The organism is Burkholderia pseudomultivorans (assembly GCF_902499075.1).
In the GTDB taxonomy this organism is placed as follows: Bacteria; Pseudomonadota; Gammaproteobacteria; order Burkholderiales; family Burkholderiaceae; genus Burkholderia; species Burkholderia pseudomultivorans.
The window spans coordinates 180,711-196,580 of sequence record NZ_CABVPP010000001.1 but is presented as its reverse complement, the minus strand read 5'-3'; the positions used below and the strand labels follow the sequence as shown (position 1 = coordinate 196,580).

Annotated in this window: 17 protein-coding genes; 14 read left to right on the top strand and 3 right to left on the bottom strand. The window is 68.5% G+C overall.

The features are described 5' to 3' along the window. Positions 1–6 precede the first annotated feature (6 nt). From BST28156_RS00865 to BST28156_RS00845, 5 genes are read left to right on the top strand one after another with little or no spacing between them, the layout of a single operon-like run. Positions 7–804, top strand: coding sequence for a transporter substrate-binding domain-containing protein (locus tag BST28156_RS00865; protein ID WP_174901184.1), 798 nt, complete (start codon positions 7–9; stop codon positions 802–804). A gap of 58 nt (positions 805–862) precedes the next feature. Further along, the gene (locus tag BST28156_RS00860) at positions 863–1,579 is read left to right on the top strand and encodes an ABC transporter permease (RefSeq protein ID WP_060238859.1); all 717 of its coding nucleotides are present in this window, start codon (positions 863–865) and stop codon (positions 1,577–1,579) included. 43 nt (positions 1,580–1,622) lie between these two features. Further along, positions 1,623–2,318, top strand: coding sequence for an ABC transporter permease (locus BST28156_RS00855; RefSeq protein WP_174901183.1), 696 nt, complete (start codon positions 1,623–1,625; stop codon positions 2,316–2,318). Positions 2,319–2,371: 53 nt separating this feature from the next. After that, positions 2,372–3,559 carry a pyridoxal phosphate-dependent aminotransferase gene (locus BST28156_RS00850; protein WP_174901182.1) on the top strand — a complete coding sequence of 396 codons (1,188 nt, stop codon included), beginning with the start codon at positions 2,372–2,374 and terminating at the stop codon, positions 3,557–3,559. A 31-nt stretch (positions 3,560–3,590) separates the two neighbouring features. Beyond that, complete coding sequence (locus BST28156_RS00845; RefSeq protein WP_174901181.1) at positions 3,591–4,601, top strand: succinylglutamate desuccinylase/aspartoacylase domain-containing protein; 1,011 nt, start codon at positions 3,591–3,593, stop codon at positions 4,599–4,601. A 40-nt stretch (positions 4,602–4,641) separates the two neighbouring features. Here the strand turns inward: BST28156_RS00845 and BST28156_RS00840 are convergent, their stop codons facing one another. Further along, positions 4,642–4,911 carry a hypothetical protein gene (locus BST28156_RS00840; RefSeq protein WP_174901180.1) on the bottom strand — a complete coding sequence of 90 codons (270 nt, stop codon included), beginning with the start codon at positions 4,909–4,911 and terminating at the stop codon, positions 4,642–4,644. A 96-nt stretch (positions 4,912–5,007) separates the two neighbouring features. Here BST28156_RS00840 and BST28156_RS00835 point away from each other — a divergent pair, with 96 nt between their 5' ends. Genes BST28156_RS00835 through BST28156_RS00815 form a run of 5 tightly spaced genes read left to right on the top strand, consistent with a single transcriptional unit; the run spans position 5,008 to position 10,129 of the window. After that, complete coding sequence (locus BST28156_RS00835) at positions 5,008–7,413, top strand: MCP four helix bundle domain-containing protein (RefSeq protein WP_174901179.1); 2,406 nt, start codon at positions 5,008–5,010, stop codon at positions 7,411–7,413. Further along, positions 7,410–8,156 carry a methyl-accepting chemotaxis protein gene (locus BST28156_RS34935; protein ID WP_174901178.1) on the top strand — a complete coding sequence of 249 codons (747 nt, stop codon included), beginning with the start codon at positions 7,410–7,412 and terminating at the stop codon, positions 8,154–8,156. The genes BST28156_RS00835 and BST28156_RS34935 overlap by 4 nt, the downstream gene beginning before the upstream one ends. Next, positions 8,153–8,734, top strand: coding sequence for a hypothetical protein (locus BST28156_RS00825; RefSeq protein WP_174901177.1), 582 nt, complete (start codon positions 8,153–8,155; stop codon positions 8,732–8,734). The genes BST28156_RS34935 and BST28156_RS00825 overlap by 4 nt, the downstream gene beginning before the upstream one ends. A gap of 34 nt (positions 8,735–8,768) precedes the next feature. Next, positions 8,769–9,728 (top strand): chemotaxis protein CheX, encoded by a 960-nt coding sequence (locus BST28156_RS00820; protein ID WP_174901176.1) that lies wholly within the window; start codon positions 8,769–8,771, stop codon positions 9,726–9,728. A 35-nt stretch (positions 9,729–9,763) separates the two neighbouring features. Next, positions 9,764–10,129: a response regulator gene (locus BST28156_RS00815; RefSeq protein WP_060238818.1), complete on the top strand. Its 366-nt coding sequence runs from the start codon at positions 9,764–9,766 to the stop codon at positions 10,127–10,129. 76 nt (positions 10,130–10,205) lie between these two features. Here BST28156_RS00815 and BST28156_RS00810 read toward each other — a convergent pair whose 3' ends face one another. Further along, complete coding sequence (locus BST28156_RS00810; RefSeq protein ID WP_174901175.1) at positions 10,206–10,721, bottom strand: DMT family transporter; 516 nt, start codon at positions 10,719–10,721, stop codon at positions 10,206–10,208. Between the two features lie 90 nt (positions 10,722–10,811). On the opposite strand from BST28156_RS00810, the gene BST28156_RS00805 reads away from it, so the two are divergent. Together BST28156_RS00805 and BST28156_RS00800 are read left to right on the top strand one after the other, a co-directional pair. Continuing rightward, positions 10,812–11,735, top strand: coding sequence for a LysR family transcriptional regulator (locus tag BST28156_RS00805; protein ID WP_174901174.1), 924 nt, complete (start codon positions 10,812–10,814; stop codon positions 11,733–11,735). A gap of 132 nt (positions 11,736–11,867) precedes the next feature. Beyond that, positions 11,868–12,662, top strand: a complete 795-nt coding sequence (locus tag BST28156_RS00800) for an enoyl-CoA hydratase (RefSeq protein WP_174901173.1) — start codon at positions 11,868–11,870, stop codon at positions 12,660–12,662. 44 nt (positions 12,663–12,706) lie between these two features. Here BST28156_RS00800 and alr read toward each other — a convergent pair whose 3' ends face one another. After that, a complete protein-coding gene (alr, locus tag BST28156_RS00795) occupies positions 12,707–13,828 on the bottom strand; it encodes an alanine racemase (protein ID WP_174901172.1) in 1,122 nt (373 codons plus the stop codon). 272 nt (positions 13,829–14,100) lie between these two features. Between alr and BST28156_RS00790 the strand changes: the two genes are divergently transcribed. Together BST28156_RS00790 and BST28156_RS00785 are read left to right on the top strand one after the other, a co-directional pair. Further along, a complete protein-coding gene (locus tag BST28156_RS00790) occupies positions 14,101–14,472 on the top strand; it encodes an MAPEG family protein (RefSeq protein WP_060238801.1) in 372 nt (123 codons plus the stop codon). A gap of 343 nt (positions 14,473–14,815) precedes the next feature. Continuing rightward, positions 14,816–15,865, top strand: coding sequence for a C45 family autoproteolytic acyltransferase/hydrolase (locus BST28156_RS00785; protein ID WP_174901171.1), 1,050 nt, complete (start codon positions 14,816–14,818; stop codon positions 15,863–15,865). Positions 15,866–15,870: the final 5 nt, after the last annotated feature.

The window sequence follows — 15,870 nt, the reverse complement described above, 5'->3', positions numbered from 1 at the left end:
TGGAACATGAAGCGCGTCTTACGCACTCTGCTTTGCCTGTTCAGTCTCGTTGTCGCGGCGCTTGCGCCGCTCGGCGCCGCGCATGCGTCGTCCGGCGTGCTGCGCTTCGGCGTGGCCGCCGAGCCGTACCCGCCGTTCCTGATGAAGAGCCCGACCGGGCAGTGGAGCGGCTTCGAGGCCGACCTGATCCGCGCGCTGTGCGAGCAGATGAAGGCGAAGTGCGAAATCAAGGAAGTGTCGTGGGACGGGATCATCCCGGCGCTGCTCAGCGACAAGATCGACGTGATCTTCAACTCGATGTCGATCACGCCGGAACGGCAGAAGGTGATCGCGTTCTCGCGGCCGTACTACGAGACGCCGGGCACCTTCGTCGGCGCGAAGAACACGAAGCTGACGCTGACGCCGGACGGCCTGAAGGGCAAGGTGATCGGCGTGCAGGGCTCGACCGCGAACGCCGAGTTCATCAAGATGGCGTACGGCAAGACCGCGACGGTCCGCCTGTACAACACGCAGGACGACTGCAACGCCGATCTGGTCGCGGGCCGGATCGACACGATGTACCTCGACCAGCTCGGCATCCTCGACTTCCTGAAGACAAAGGACGGTTCGGCGTTCGAGCTGAAGGGCCCGGGCAGCGTGAAGATGGATCCGGCGATCTTCGGCTACGGCGTCGGCGCGGGGATGCGCAAGGCCGATGCGCCGCTGAAGCAGCAGATGGACCAGGCGCTCGAACAGTTGCACGCGTCGGGCAAGTACGCGCAGATCGCGAAGAAGTATTTCCCGATCGACCTCTGGCCGCACTGATCGCGCGGACCACGGCACACCGGCGCACACCGGCGCGACGCACGCACGAGGAGGCAGCATGGACGGTTGGGGATGGGTGAGCTACCTGGGCATGGACCCGGACGGCTGGGGCGTCGCGCTGCTGCAGGGCGCGGGCGTGACGCTCGAGATTTCGCTCGGCGCGTTCGTCGTCGGCATCGCGCTCGGCCTGCTGGGCGCGGCGGCCAAGCTGTCAGGCGTGCGCGTGCTCGAACGCATCGCGCAGGGCTACACGACGCTGTGCCGCGCGGTGCCCGAGCTGCTGCTGATCCTGCTGCTCTACTACGCGGGCACCGACGCGATCAATCTCGTGATGACGGCGATCGGCGTCGGGCCGGTCGCGGTCAACGGCTTCGCGGCCGCGGTGATCGTGCTCGGCATCGTGCAGGGCGCGTACGCGGCGGAGATCATCCGCGGTGCGATCCTCGCGATCCCGTTCGGGCAGATCGAGGCCGGCCGCGCGTTCGGCGCGTCGCCCGGCCTCGTGTTCCGGCGCGTCACGCTGCCGGCGATGGCGCCGTACGCGCTCGCGGGCTTCGCGAACCTGTGGCTGATCCTCGTGAAGGACAGCGCGCTGATCAGCGTGGTCGGCTACAACGAGCTGCTGTACACCGCGAAGCAGGCGGCCGGCTCGACGCGCGAATACATGCGCTACTACCTGATGGTCGCGGTCGTCTATTTCGCGATCACGTCGCTGTCCGGGCTGCTGTTCCGCGAGATCGAACGGCGCTTCGGACGCTGGATGCCCGCGTCGTGACCGGCATCGCCTCTCTTCCTCGTCATCGAATCGGGTCGACCTCATGGATCTGAGCGTATTGTCGTCATACGGGTCGCTGCTGCTGCTCGGCGTGCTGACCACCGTCAAGCTGCTCGTCATCTCGGCCGTGTTCGGCTTCGCGCTCGCGATCGCCGTCGCGTTCGCGCGGTTGTCGCCGAATCCGTTCGTCGCGCGCGGCAGCAAGGCGTTCACCGAGGTGATTCGCGGCACGCCGCTGCTCGTGCAGATCTACCTGATCTACTACGGCATCGGCTCGCTGTTCGCGGGCTGGCCCGCGCTGCGCGACAGCGTGCTGTGGCCGTTCCTGCGTGACGGCTTCTGGTATGTCGCGTTCGCGCTCGTGGTCAGCGTCGGCGCGTATGTCGGCGAGGTGCTGCGCGCGGGGCTGCGAGGCGTGCCGAAGGGCGAGATCGAGGCCGCGCGCGCGATGGGGATGCGGCCGTCGATGATCGCGCGGCGCGTATGGCTGCCGCGCGCGATCCAGATCCTGCTGCCGACGCTTGCGGGCGAGACCGTGATGCTGCTGAAGTCGACCGCGCTCGCGTCGACGGTCGCGGTGATGGACGTGCTCGGCGCCGCGAACTATATCCGCGCGCAGACGCTGCGCACCTACGAGCCGCTGCTCGCGATCGCCGTGATCTACGTCGTGCTCGCGTTCCTGATCGAGCGCGTGTTCGGCCGGCTCGAGCGGCGCGTGCCGGTGCGCATGCCGCGCTGACGACAACCACTGACGATGCGGCGGGCCGCCGGGCGCCGCGCGATGGAGGACGCATGAATTATTCGAAGCTGGTCGAGCGCTTGCAGGGCAAGCGTACGACCGCATGGGACATCCACTACGCAGCACAGCAGGCGGTCGCGGCCGGCGAGCCGGCGATCATCCTGAGCGTCGGCGATCCGGATTTTTCGACGCCGGACGTGATCGTCGAACGCGCGGTCGCCGCGCTGCGCGGCGGCGACACGCATTACAGCGAAGTGCGCGGCCGCGCCGAACTGAGGGCGGCGATCGCGCGCGAGCATGCGGCCGGCAGCGGCCAGCCGGTCGGGCCCGAACACGTGATCGTGACGGCCGGCGCGCAGAACGCGCTGTTCGCGATGGCGCTGTGCCTGTGCGAAGCGGGCGACGAAGTGATCGTGCCGGAGCCGATGTATCTGACCTACGAGGCGAGCATTCGCGCGTCGGGCGCGACGCTCGTGCCGGTGCCGGTCGATGCGTCGCGCGGCTTCCATCTCGACTGCGACGCGCTCGAAGCGGCCGTGACGCCGCGCACCAAGGCGATCTTCTTCGCGACGCCGTGCAATCCGACCGGCGTTGTGATGCCGCGCGCCGATCTCGAGCGGATCGCGCGGCTCGCGTGCGAGCGCGACCTGTGGGTCGTGTCCGACGAGGTGTATGCGGCGTTGACGTTCGAGCGCGACATGGTGAGCATCGCGTCGCTGCCGGGCATGGCCGCGCGCACCGTGACGATCGGCAGCCTGTCGAAGTCGCATGCGATGCCGGGCTGGCGGGTCGGCTGGGCCGTCGGCCCGGTCGAACTGATCGAGCATGCGGAGCGGCTCGCGCTGTGCATGCTGTACGGGCTGCCGGGTTTCATCCAGCAGGCGGCGGTCACCGCGCTCGACAACCGTGCGGCGATCATCGCGGACATGCGCGAACTCTACCGGCGCCGCCGCGACCTCGCCTACGGCCGCCTGCGCGACGTGCCGGGGCTGCGCTGCCTGCTGCCGGAAGCAGGGATGTTCATGATGGTCGACGTGCGCGGCACGGGGCTCGACGCGCATGCGTTCACGTGGGGGCTGTTCCGCGCGAAGCAGGTCGCGCTGCTCGACGCGAGCGCGTTCGGCGATACCGCATCGGGCTTCGTGCGCTTCGGCTTCGTCGTCGACGACGCGCAGCTGGCCGATGCGTGCGAGCGGATCGCGGCATACGTCGCCAGCCTTGGCGCCGGTTCGGCGTCGTGACGCGTCCGGCGACTGTGAAGGAGGCAACACGATGATCGAAACGCTGACATGGCAGGTGCCCGGCGACCACGGGCAGCCGCTCGCGATCCGTGCGTGGCGGCTGTCGGGCGGCGACGGCCCGCGCGTGCATCTGCAGGCCGGCGTGCATGCGGACGAGATCGCCGGGATGCTGGTGCTGCATCGGCTGCTGCCGCAACTGTGCGCGGCGCACGACCGCGGCGTGCTGCGCGGCACGGTGACGATCGTGCCGCAGGCCAATCCGCTCGGACTCGCGCAATTCCGGCAGGGGCGGCTGCTCGGCCGGTTCCACGAAACGACGCATCGCAACTTCAACCGGCATTTCCATGAATCGGCAGCGACGCGCCGGCCCGCGACGACCTTCGCCGCATGGCAGCGCACGCTGCTCGGCGCGGCCTGCGATGCCGACATCGTGCTCGACCTGCATACCGATTCCGAAGCGCTGCCGTACCTGTACCTGCATCGCGACCTGTGGCCGGCCGGCCGCGATCTCGCCGCCGCGCTCGGCGCCGATGTCGCGATTCTGTGGGACGAGGATGACGACGGCGCGTTCGAGGGCGCCGTCGTCGCGCACTGGCTGCGCGACGGCGCGCTGCGCGACAAGCTCGTCGCGACCGTCGAGCTGCGCGGGCAGTCCGACGTGTCCGATGCGCTGGCCGAGCGCGACGCCGACGGCGTGCTCGCGTTCCTGCGCGGCCGCGGCGTGATCGCCGAGCCGCCGGGCACGCCCGACTGGCATGGCGAGGCCGTGCCGATCGCGCACATGGAGACGGTGATCGCGCCGGTGTCGGGCGTGCTGGTCTACGAGCGCGAACTCGGCGCGACGGTCGAAGCCGGCGAACGGATCGCACGCATCGTCGCGCATCCGGGCGTGCCGGGCAGCGAGCATGTGCTGGTCGCGCCGCAGGCCGGGCGCATCGTCACGCGCAATCGCGAACGGCTGGTCGCGCAGGGCGACGTCGCGCTGAAGCTGACCGGCTCGCGTCCGTCGGCGGGATGGTCGGGCGGTGCGCTCGATCCGTGACCGGACGCGGATGTCCGGCGCATGAAGGCCGGGAAAACATTCATGCGCCGAACCACGCACCTTTTAAAAGCGCGCGAAACAAACGTGAATCGACGATAATGCGCAAACGTTTTCGGTATTCGACCTGATTTACGTCGCGGATTAAAAAATAAAAGAATGAATATCCGCGCGCGGCGCGATGCGCGCCTGCCCAGATGCCACGCCGGTGAAGATGGTGTGAGGTTAACGGCAGTTTCCGGAGAAACTTTAGGATTTTTCTTCGGCAAATAATCATTTCCATTTCATCGATGATCGATTGATTTGTAGTCATCGGACCGTCATACACCATCCCTGATAATTCGCCGCTCACATTCTTTCAATGGATCAACGGGCGATCGAAACCGGATTGCCGCGGGGAGCTGTACACATGACCATCCGTCATCGCATTACGTTGCTGGTTGTCCTGACCTTCGTCGCGTTGTCGGCGATCGGCGTTTACGCCGTGTACCAGACGCGCAAGAGCGCGTCCGAAGTGCGTCAGGTCACGCAGGGAATCGTGCCGAGCGCGCTCGCGTCCGCGGATCTCGTCGCCGATGTGAAGAACATCCAGATCGCGACGATGACGCTCGTCTACGCGCCCGACGCGAACACCGCGTCGCAGGCGCGCGACGAACTGAAGGCGAAGCAGGCCGCGTTGCGCGCGGCGCTCGACGCGCAGGCGCAGTCGGCCGTCGGCCGCGCGCAGCAGGGCCTCGTCGCGCAGGCGAAGGACAGCGTCGCGAACTACTTCGCGGCGATCGACGACACCGTGAAGATGAAGACCGAAGGCAAGGCCGAGATGGCGCAGGCCTTCCTGTTCGCGAACGTCGCGCAGTATCGCGACGAGCTGGAAAGCATCGTCGACACGCTGCGCGTCGAGAAGAATCGCCAGAAGGACGACGCGATCCTCGCGCTGAACGGCATGCTGTCGACCACGGCGACCGCGATCGCGGGCGTCGCCGGCACCGTGATCGTGCTGCTGACCGCGCTCGGCTTCGTGCTGTACCGCCAGATCACGCGTCCGCTGAGCCGCATGCAGACGATGATGAGCGAGATCGCGACGAGCCAGGATTTCACGCGTCGCGTGCCGGTGGGCCGGATGGACGAGATCGGCCATTCGATCGTCGCGTTCAACGGGATGATCGAGAAGATCCAGCAGAACGCCGCGCAGCTCAAGCAGAAGACCGCGGACATCCAGGCGATGCTGCAGAACATGCAGCAGGGGATCCTGACGGTGGTCGACGGCGGCGTCGTGCATGCCGAGTACTCGGCGTACCTCGAAACCATCTTCGAGACGAACGACATCGCGGGCCGCGACCTGATGGCGCTCGTGTTCGACGATTCGAACCTCGGCTCCGACGCGCGCTCGCAGGTCGACGCGGCCGTGCACGCGTGCCTCGGCGAAGACAGCATGAACTTCGAGTTCAACGCGCACCTGCTCGTCAACGAAGTCGCGAAGCGGATGCCGGACGGCCGCGAGAAATGGCTCGACCTGAGCTGGTCGGCGATCACCGACGAGACCGACACCGTCGCGCGCCTGATGCTGTGCGTGCGCGACGTGACCGAGATCCGCGAGCTGACCGCGCAGGCCGGCGAGCAGCAGCGCCGCCTCGAGATGATCGGCGAGATTCTCGCGATCAGCCAGGACAAGTTCCACGATTTCGTGCACAGCGCGAAGGGCTTCCTCAGCGAGAACGAGCGAATGATCCGCCAGCACGACAACGCGGACCACTCGGTCGTCGCCGCGCTGTTCCGCAACATGCACACGATCAAGGGCAACGCGCGCACGTACAGCCTTCAGCATCTGACCAATATCGTGCACGAGGCCGAGCAGGCGTACGAGTCGCTGCGCCGTGCGGAAGGCGGCCCGGCATGGGACCGCGACGCGCTGATGGACGACCTCGCGCGCGTGCGCGACGCCGTCGACCACTACGCGACGATCAACGCGGAGACGCTCGGCCGCAGCGGCGCACCGGCAGGGGCCGACGCGGCCGGCTACCTGATGGTCGATCGCGCGCATATCAGCGAGAGCCTGCGGATGCTCGACGGCGCGGACCCGGCGAATGCGTCGGACTGGCACGCGGCGCGCGACGCGGTGCGGCGCATGCTGAGCCAGTTCGGCACGCAGGGGATCGGCGATGCGCTCGGCAGCGTGATCGAGTCGCTGCCGTCGCTCGCGGCCGAGCTCGGCAAGCCGGCGCCGGTCGTGCATATCGACAGCCACGGCCATCGCGTGCGCAGTGAAATCGTCGCGACGCTGAAGAACGTGTTCATGCATCTGCTGCGCAATGCGGTCGATCACGGGATCGAGACGTCCGAAGCACGTCGCGCGGCCGGCAAGCCGGCCGCCGGCACGATCGACATCGCGGTCGGCATGGACCGCGCCGAGCTGCGGTTCGTGCTGAGCGACGACGGCCGCGGCCTCGCGCTCGACCGAATTCGCGGGATCGCGCGCGAGCGCGGCTGGATCGACGCGGACCAGGCCCACCTACTGCCCGACGATGCGGTCGCCGAGCTGATTTTCCGGCCGGGCTTTTCGACTGCGGATGCGGTGACCGAGGTGTCGGGGCGCGGCGTCGGCATGGACGCGGTGCGCAATTTCCTGAAGCGCGACGGCGGCGACATCGCGCTGCGCTTCACCGACGATCGCGTCGGCGCGCCGTATCGCGCATTCGAGACGATCGTGTCGCTGCCGGCCCGCTTCGCGGCGGACGCGCACCATGGCCATGGTCATGCGACGGCGGAGCGAGCGCAGGCTCGCACGAGTGTGACGGACCTCGACGCGGTGGAATGATCGTGCAAGCATGGATGACCCAGATCGCCGCTGCGCTGGCGGGCGGCCTCGTCGTCGCGGCGCTGGCGGCGATCGTGTTGCGCGCGATGCGCGCGCGGCTGGTCGCGGCGGCGACCGATGCGGAGCACGCGTTGCGCGCAGCGCTGGAAGCTGCCGACGCACGCGCTGCCGAAGCGGCGTCCGCGCAGGCCGACGCGGCCGACGCGTGGGCGCAGCGTGAAGCGCAGCTCGAACAGGCGCTCGCGCACGAGCAGGCCGGGCGCGACACGCAGCGCGATGCGCTCGACGCGCTGTCGGCCGAGCGCGCCGCGCTCGCGCAGCATGCGCTGAAGATCGCCGACGAAGCCGCACGGCTGCGCGGGCTGGCCGGCACGTTCGAGCGCTGGCACGAGCAGATGATCTCGTTGACGACGCAGAACCAGGACATGCGCGCGAAGAACCAGGAGCTGTCGGCGATCGTCGCGCACGTGTCGATCGTGTCGCTGAATGCGTCGATCGAGGCTGCGCGCGCCGGCACCGCGGGCCGCGGCTTCTCGATCGTCGCGAGCGAGGTGCGCGGGCTGGCCGCGCGCTCGCAGCAATTGTCGAACAGCTATCGCGACAGCCTGAACCGCAACGATCTCGTGACCGCCGCAACGTTCCAGGATATCCAGGCGGGCGGCAAGATGATCACGGCCGCGCTCGCGACCGTCGAGACGCTGGCCGGCCAGCTGCACGCGCGGCTCGAAGGAGCGGCGGCGTGATCAGCGAGCAGGCGAAGGGCGGCTTCGAGCGGATCTTCTTCGACGCGGCGCGCACGCGGCTCGCGTCGGGTAGCGGCACATGCGATATCCGACCGGCCGCGACCGATGTGCCGGATGCCGCGCACGCGAAGTCGCGTGCGCGGGCGGGCGCGAAGGCGGCCGAGCATGTCGCGGTGCTGACGATCTCGGCGCTGCATTTCCGGCTGCTGCTCGCGCTGCGCTTCAGCGACGACGACGCGACGCGCCGCCATTTCGCCGCGGCGATGCCGGCCGGCGCCGCGCAGCGGCCGCTGCCCGAAGCGTTCATGGAAGTTGCGAACCTGTGCTGCGGCGCGATCAACCAGGCGCTGACCGTGCCGTTTCCCGATCTCGGGATGTCGACGCCTTACCTGCTGAGCGGCGCGAGCGTCGACTATCTGCCCGCGCTCGCGCCGGACCATGTCGCCGCGTACGACCTGACGCTCGACGGCGACGTGCGGATCGGCGCGACGCTGTGCATATGCGCGAACGCGCCGGTCGATTTCCACGTGCCCGAGACGGCCGCGCCGGATACGGGCGGCGAGCTCGAACTGTTCTGACCGACCTGCAACCGAAACCCAGGAATCCTTCGAGATGACCGTAGACCAACCCGTCAGCAAGGTGCTCGTGCTCGACGACAGCCGCACGCACGCGGACGCGATCAAGCGCTTCTGCGACGAACACAACCTGGTCGGACTGACCGTGCGGCGCAGCCGGCTGCTGAAGGTGCTGCGCTCGAACATCGATCTCGGCGCGATCCTGCTCGCCGAGGACTACGGCGGCTCGCCGGCCGAGAGCGCGATCGTCGCGACGCAGATCGACGCGCTGCGCCCCGAGCTGCCGATCATCCTGCGCCGCACGTCGCTCGCGTCGCGCGACGGGCTGCCCGACGCGCTCGCGCGCGTCGCCTGCGCGGCCTACGCCGCGGACGACATGACGCCGCTGCGGCGCGCAGTCGACGAGTACCTGTTCAGCCGCGACTATCCGAACGCGCTGGTGCGCGGCATCTCGGAGATCACCGAAGCGCGGCTCGACAGCCTGTTCCCGGGGATGACGATCGAGCGCGACACGCCGTGCATCGTGCGCGACCAGATCATCTTCGGCGAAGTGTTCAGCCTGATCGCGCTCGAAAGCGCATGGTGCCGCGGCTACATGCTGCTGCAGATGAGCGAGCAGCCGCTGCTCGACATGATCGGCGGCACGCACGCCGACGGCCGCGCGCCGGATTTTCGCGACGTCAACGGCGTGCTCGGCGAGCTGACCAATCTCGTGTGGGGCGCGTTCAAGAACCGCTATCTCGGCGATGCCGAAGCGCTGGCACGCCATCCGGTGCAGGTGCCGCTCGTCGTCAATCACAAGCAGAAGTTCATCTCGTTCGGCGGCGACTGTCCGCAGCTCTGCTTCAAGTACCGGATGACCGATCCGGCGTCGGGGCGGTCGGTGTGCATCGATCAGCGTTTCGTGTTCAGCCTGAGCTGGTCGCCGGAAGATTTCCGCGAGTCGGTGCAGGACGTGGGACCGATGGTCGAATCGGGCGAACTCGAACTGTTTTGAATATTGAAGTCTGGAACAACGGAAAGGAGCAACGCATGGCAAAGATTCTGGTGGTCGACGATTCGGGCACGGTGCGCGACGAGGTCGCAGGCTTTCTGCGCAATCACGGGCTCGACGTCGCGACGGCGGTCGACGGCAAGGACGGGCTCGCGAAGCTGAAGGCGACGCCCGGCGTGCGCCTCGTGATCAGCGATGTGAACATGCCGAACATGGACGGCCTGACGATGGTCGAGAAGATTCGCGGCGAACTGGCGAACGCGTCGGTCAACGTCGTGATGCTGACGACCGAAAGCAGCCCGGCAATGAAGGAGCGCGGCAAGGCCGCCGGCGTGAAGGGCTGGATCGTGAAGCCGTTCAAGGGCGACGCGGTGCTCGACGCGCTGAAGAAGCTGGCCGGGTAACGCGGCACGCGGGCCGGGCGGTATCCGAAGGCGGGCGCATGCGCGGCGCAGGTCGCCCGAGACGGCGTCGCCGCCGTCAACGCACCGACGCGCGCGCGGGATCGGCGGTCACGCGATCCGGCGCGCGCGTCTGCCACTGCACGACCAGCATCCCGGCGAAGATCAGCGCGACGCCGGCGATGCGGCCCGGTGTCGCCAGCCGCTGCGGCAAGCCCATCAGCCCGTGGTGGTCGATCAGCAGCGACGCGAGCATCTGCCCGGCGACGACGCAGACGATGAAGGTCGTCGCGCCGAGCCGCGGCGTCAGGATCAGCGCGAGCGTGATGTAGATCACGCCCGCAAGCCCGCCGAGCCACACCCACGCGGGGCGCTGCAGCGCCTCGCCGACGAGCGGCGCGTGCGCGCGCGTGGCCAGCAGCACGGGCAGCACCGCGAGCAGGCTGACCGTCAGCGACGCGACGCTCGCCCACAGCGGATGGCCGAGCGCCCGCCCGAGTGCGGCATTGCTGCCGCCCTGCAGCGGCACGAGCGCGCCGGCGACGAACGCCGCGACGGCGAGCGGAAGGGTGGCGAGGGAAACGGAAGTCGACATCGTGGTCGCTTATGAAAAGGTGTCGAAATGATTGTCGTCCATTAAGATCGCGAATGGAAATTCGTCCTTCGGATGCTTCATATTCGTGCCATGAATAATCCCGCGCGCATCGATCTGAACCTGCTCGTGACGCTGCATGCGCTGCTGAGCGAACGACACATCTCGCGTGCCGCCGTGCGGCTGCACCGCAGCCAGCCGGCGGTCAGCCATGCGCTCGCGCGATTGCGCGAGATCTTCGGCGATCCGCTGCTGGTGCGGCGCGCCGGCCGTCTCGAACTGACCGCGCGCGCGAACGAACTCGTCGAGCCGCTGAACGACGTGCTGGGCCGGCTCGGTGCGCTGATCGAGCCGCCCGCGTTCGATCCGTCGGCGGCCGCGCGCGTGTTTCGCATCGCGATGTCCGACTACGGCGCGCGCATCGTGCTGCCGGCGCTCGTCAAGACGCTGCGCGCCGACGCGCCGGGCATCGAGCTGATCGTGTCGCAGGCGACGCGCGAGGCGATGCGGATGCAGCTGATGGACGGCGAGGTCGATCTCGCGCTCGGCGTGCTGCCCGCGTTGCAGCGCGAACTGCATGCGCAGCCGCTGTTCGTCGAATCGTTCGCGTGCATGGCCGATGCGCGCCGCATGCCGCGTCGCGGCGCACTCGCGCTCGATGCATGGCTCGCGCGGCCGCATGCGCTCGTCGCGATGCGCGACGGGATGGACAACGAGGTCGATCGCGCGCTCGCGCGGCTGCGCCGCGAGCGGCGCATCGCGGTGATCCTGCCGTTCTGGAGCGTCGCGAACGACTTGATCGCCGGCACCGACCTGGTGTTGACCGTCGCGCGCCGCAACCTCGACCGCGTGCGCGACGACCCGCGCCTGCGCGTGTTCGAGCCGCCGTTCCCGATCGATTCGTTCGAGTTCGCGCAGCACTGGCATGCGCGCCGGCACGGCGATGCCGCGCACCAGTGGCTGCGGCAGACGATCGCGCGCGTCGCGAGCGGCGAACCGGGTTCGATCGCTGTTTGAAAAACGATGGCGGTGCGCGGCTGGACGCCGCGCGGATTGTGGAGGACCATTTCACCGACCTGCGGTGAACGCGCGCGATTATGGTCCGTTCGCGCCGAACCGCATCCTGCGAACCCCGTCGAGCGGAACATCATGGAATCCCATCACGAGACTGCCGATCCGATCCTGTTGCGCGACGCGCGCGACGGCGTCGTCACGCTGCGGCTGAACCGCCCGCAGCAGTTCAACGCGTTGTCCGAGGCGATGCTGGCGAGCCTGCACGACGCATTCGTTTCGCTGGCCGCCGATCCGCACCTGCGCTGCGTCGTGCTGGCCGCCGAAGGCCGCGCGTTCTGCGCGGGACACGACCTGCGCGAGATGCGCAGCAAGCCCGGGCTCGACTACTACCGCGCGCTGTTCGCGCAATGCAGCCGCGTGATGCTTGCAATGCGCGCGCTGCCGGTGCCGGTGATCGCGCGCGTGCACGGCATCGCGACGGCGGCCGGCTGCCAGCTCGTTGCCGCGTGCGACCTCGCGATCGCGGCCGATACCGCGCGCTTCGCGGTGTCGGGCATCAACGTCGGCCTGTTCTGTTCGACGCCGGCCGTGGCGCTGAGCCGCAACGTGACGGCCAAGCGCGCATTCGACATGCTCGTGACCGGTCGCTTCGTCGACGCGGCGACGGCTGCGGCGTGGGGGCTCGTCAACGAAGCCGTGCCCGAGGATGCGCTCGACGCGGCGGTCGCGCGCACGGTCGCGGAGATCGTCGCGAAGAGTCCGGCCGCGGTGCGGTACGGCAAGCAGATGTTCTACCGGCAGCGCGAGTTGTCGCTCGACGACGCGTATGCGTATGCGGGCGACGTGATGGCGCGCAACATGATGGAAGAGGATGCCGGCGAAGGCATCGACGCATTCCTGGAGAAGCGGGCGCCGACGTGGCGCACGTAGTTGCGTGAGAAGGGGCGGCGGCAGTTCGCCGCCGCGCTTGCCGCTTACCGCCCGTAGCTGCCGGTGCGCAGCGCGGGTTGCACGGTCGATGCGCCCGGCGGTACGATCACGACCGGCACGCGCCGCGCGAGCGCGCACATCAGCTCGTAGCCGATCGTGCCGCTTGCTTCCGCGACGTCGTCGACCTTCACCTGATCGCCCCACAGCTCGACGCTCGAGCCGATGCCCGCGTTCGGGCACGGCGTCAGGTCGACCGTCAGCATGTCCATCGACACGCGGCCGACGACACGCGTCATCACGCCGTCCACCGCGATCGGCGTGCCGGTCGGCGCGTGGCGCGGATAGCCGTCCGCATAGCCGCATGCGACGACGCCGATCCGCATCGGCCGGTCGGCCGTGAAGCGGCGGCCGTAGCCGACGGTTTCTTCCGGCGCGAGCGTCTGCACGCCGATGATCTTGCTGGTCAGCGTCATCGCGGCCATCAGCGGCATGTCGGCGATATGCCGCGACGCGCCGGTCGGCGATGCGCCGTACAGGATCGTGCCGGGCCGCACCCAGTCGCGATGCGCGCGCGGATGCCACAGCACGGCCGCCGAGTTCGACACCGAGCGCTCGCCCGGAATGCCGGCCGTGGCCGCGTCGAACGTATCGAGCTGCCAGTCGACCTCGCCGTCGTCGGCATTCGCGAAGTGCATCATCAGCGTGATCCTGCCGATCGACGGCGCGCTCGCCGCGCGCTCCCACGCGGCGCGGAACGCGTCGGGCCGGTAGCCGAGCCGGTTCATCCCGGAGTTCATCTTGAGCTGGATGTCGATCGGCTGCTGCGGCTTCGCGGCGATCAGCATGTCGAGCTGCTCGTCGCAGTGGACGGACACCGTCAGCCGATGGCGCTCGACCAGCTCGATGTCGGCCGGCTCGAAGATCCCTTCGAGCAGCAGCACCGGCTTGTCCCAGCCGAGCTCGCGCACGCGCACGGCTTCGGCGAGATCCAGCAGCGCGATGCCGTCGGCGGCCGCGAGGCCCGGATAGATCCGTTCGATCCCGTGACCGTACGCGTCGGCCTTGATCACGGCCCACACGCGCGATTGCGCGGCGGTGCGACGGATGAAATCGAGGTTGTGGCGGATCGCGTCGGGGCGGATATGGGCGACGATGGGACGGGGCATGGCGATGGCTCGTGTCGGAGTCGTTCGTGGGGGCGCGCCGGGGCGCGGATCGGCAAGCTGGCGCGACAACGCGTCGAGCCAGTATCGAACGCTATCTTATTGGTGTTCGACCAGTTTTAATTAACGTTTTTGGCGACGATTTGGTGGATGTTTGGGTGCGCGCTACGCGCCGAGTCGGTCTTCTAGAAAACCGGTGCACGAACGGCATCCCGCAATGCTAAGCTCACGGCGATCTTGACATCGAACAATGTAATCATAAGGAGGAGACGCTGATGACCACATCCCAGCTGTGCCTGTTCATCGTGGCGCTGTTGCCGTTCCCGATGACGTTTCTCGCGAAGGCCCGCAAGGGCTACGACAATCGCATGCCGCGCGACTATCTCGCGAGGCTCGAAGGCTGGCGCGCACGCGCGCAGGCCGCGCACCAGAACGCCTGGGAGGCGCTCGCGCTGTTCACGGCCGCACTGGTCGTCGCGTGGCACAACGGCGCGAATCCGCATCGCGTCGACCAGCTCGCGATCGCGTTCGTCGCGATCCGCATCGTCTATGCGCTGATGTACCTGCTGAACTGGGCGTCGCTGCGCTCGCTCGTGTGGTTCGCGGGGATGGTCTGCGTCGTCGGGTTGTTCTTCGCAGCGCCGTAAGCGAAGTATAAGAAGCGGGGCCGGCGCGTCACTTGCCGGCCGCGTTGCCCGCGCGCCGTAAGAGCGTGGCATTGGATGCGGACGCAACCATGTGCCGGCGAACTGCCACATCGATCGCCTGGCGCCAGTTGCTGTAGCGGACAATCTTCGTTTCCTGTTCGCCCGGCGGCCCGAATGCCGCCGGTGTTGTCATCGCGGCGCTATTGACAACATATGTTGCGACGCCGTCTAATTCGTCATCGCGTGTTGTATGCGACCGGCGGCGGGCTTTCCGGCATGATCTGACGGAGCGCGCCGGTGCCGGCCGCCCGCACGCCAACGGAATTCGACCCCAACGTCCGACATGCCGCTTTCCCTTTCTCCCGTCATCGCCGGCGCGCCGTTCGACATCGGCGTGCGCCTCGGCGAACTCGCGCGCCCGGTATTCGACGCGTACATGCAGCAGAGCAGCGCGTGGCAGGCCGTCAGCCGCTGGCGCGGCCATCCGTTCGTCGCGGCGCTGCGCGAGGCCGCGCTGGCGGCATACCCCGATCTGGTCGCGGAACTGGACGGGATCGCGGCCGGCATCGGCTGGCCCGCCGACGACATCTTTCTGTGGAATTGCCGCGGCGAGCTGATCCACAACGCGCCGGACGGCTGCACGACGCTTGCCGCGCGCGACGCCGACGGCACGCGCTGGATCGCGCACAACGAGGACGGCGATCCGTTCCTGCGCGAGCGCTGCCTGCTCGTCGAGGTCCGCCCGCACGGCAAGCCGGGCTTCATCAGTTTCTATTACCCGGGCTCGCTGCCGGGCCATACGTTCGCCGCGAATTACGCGGGCATTGCGCAGGCGATCAACAATCTGCGGATCCGCACGCCGGCGGCCGGCGTGCCGCGAATGATCCTCGCGCGCGCGGTGCTCGACGCGACCTCGCTCGACGCGGCGCTCGACGTGCTGCGCACACATGAGCGCGCGAGCGGCTTTCATCACACGCTCGGCGCGACCGGCGATGCGCGGCTGCTGAGCGTCGAGGCGAGCGTCGCGCGCTGTTCGATCGTCGACGTCGCGCGGCTCGCCGGCCATGCGAATCATCTGGTGCATCCGGGCAGCGAAGCGGAGGCGCAGATCGTCACGCAATCGTCGGCCGATCGCCAGCGGCGCGTCGACGCGCTGACGCCGGGCCTCGACACGATCGACGAAGCCGCGCTGCGGCGCGTGCTCGGCGACCGCGCGCCGGAAGGGCTGCCGATCTATCGCGACGACCCGGCCGATCCCGACGACGAGAACACGCTGGCGACCGCGGCATTCGCGATACACGCAGCGGCGATCGATTTCACGATTCATCAACACGGCACCGCGCGTTTTGCGACGCGGATCGTGCCGGACGCACGCGCGCACGGCGCGACCTGATCCAT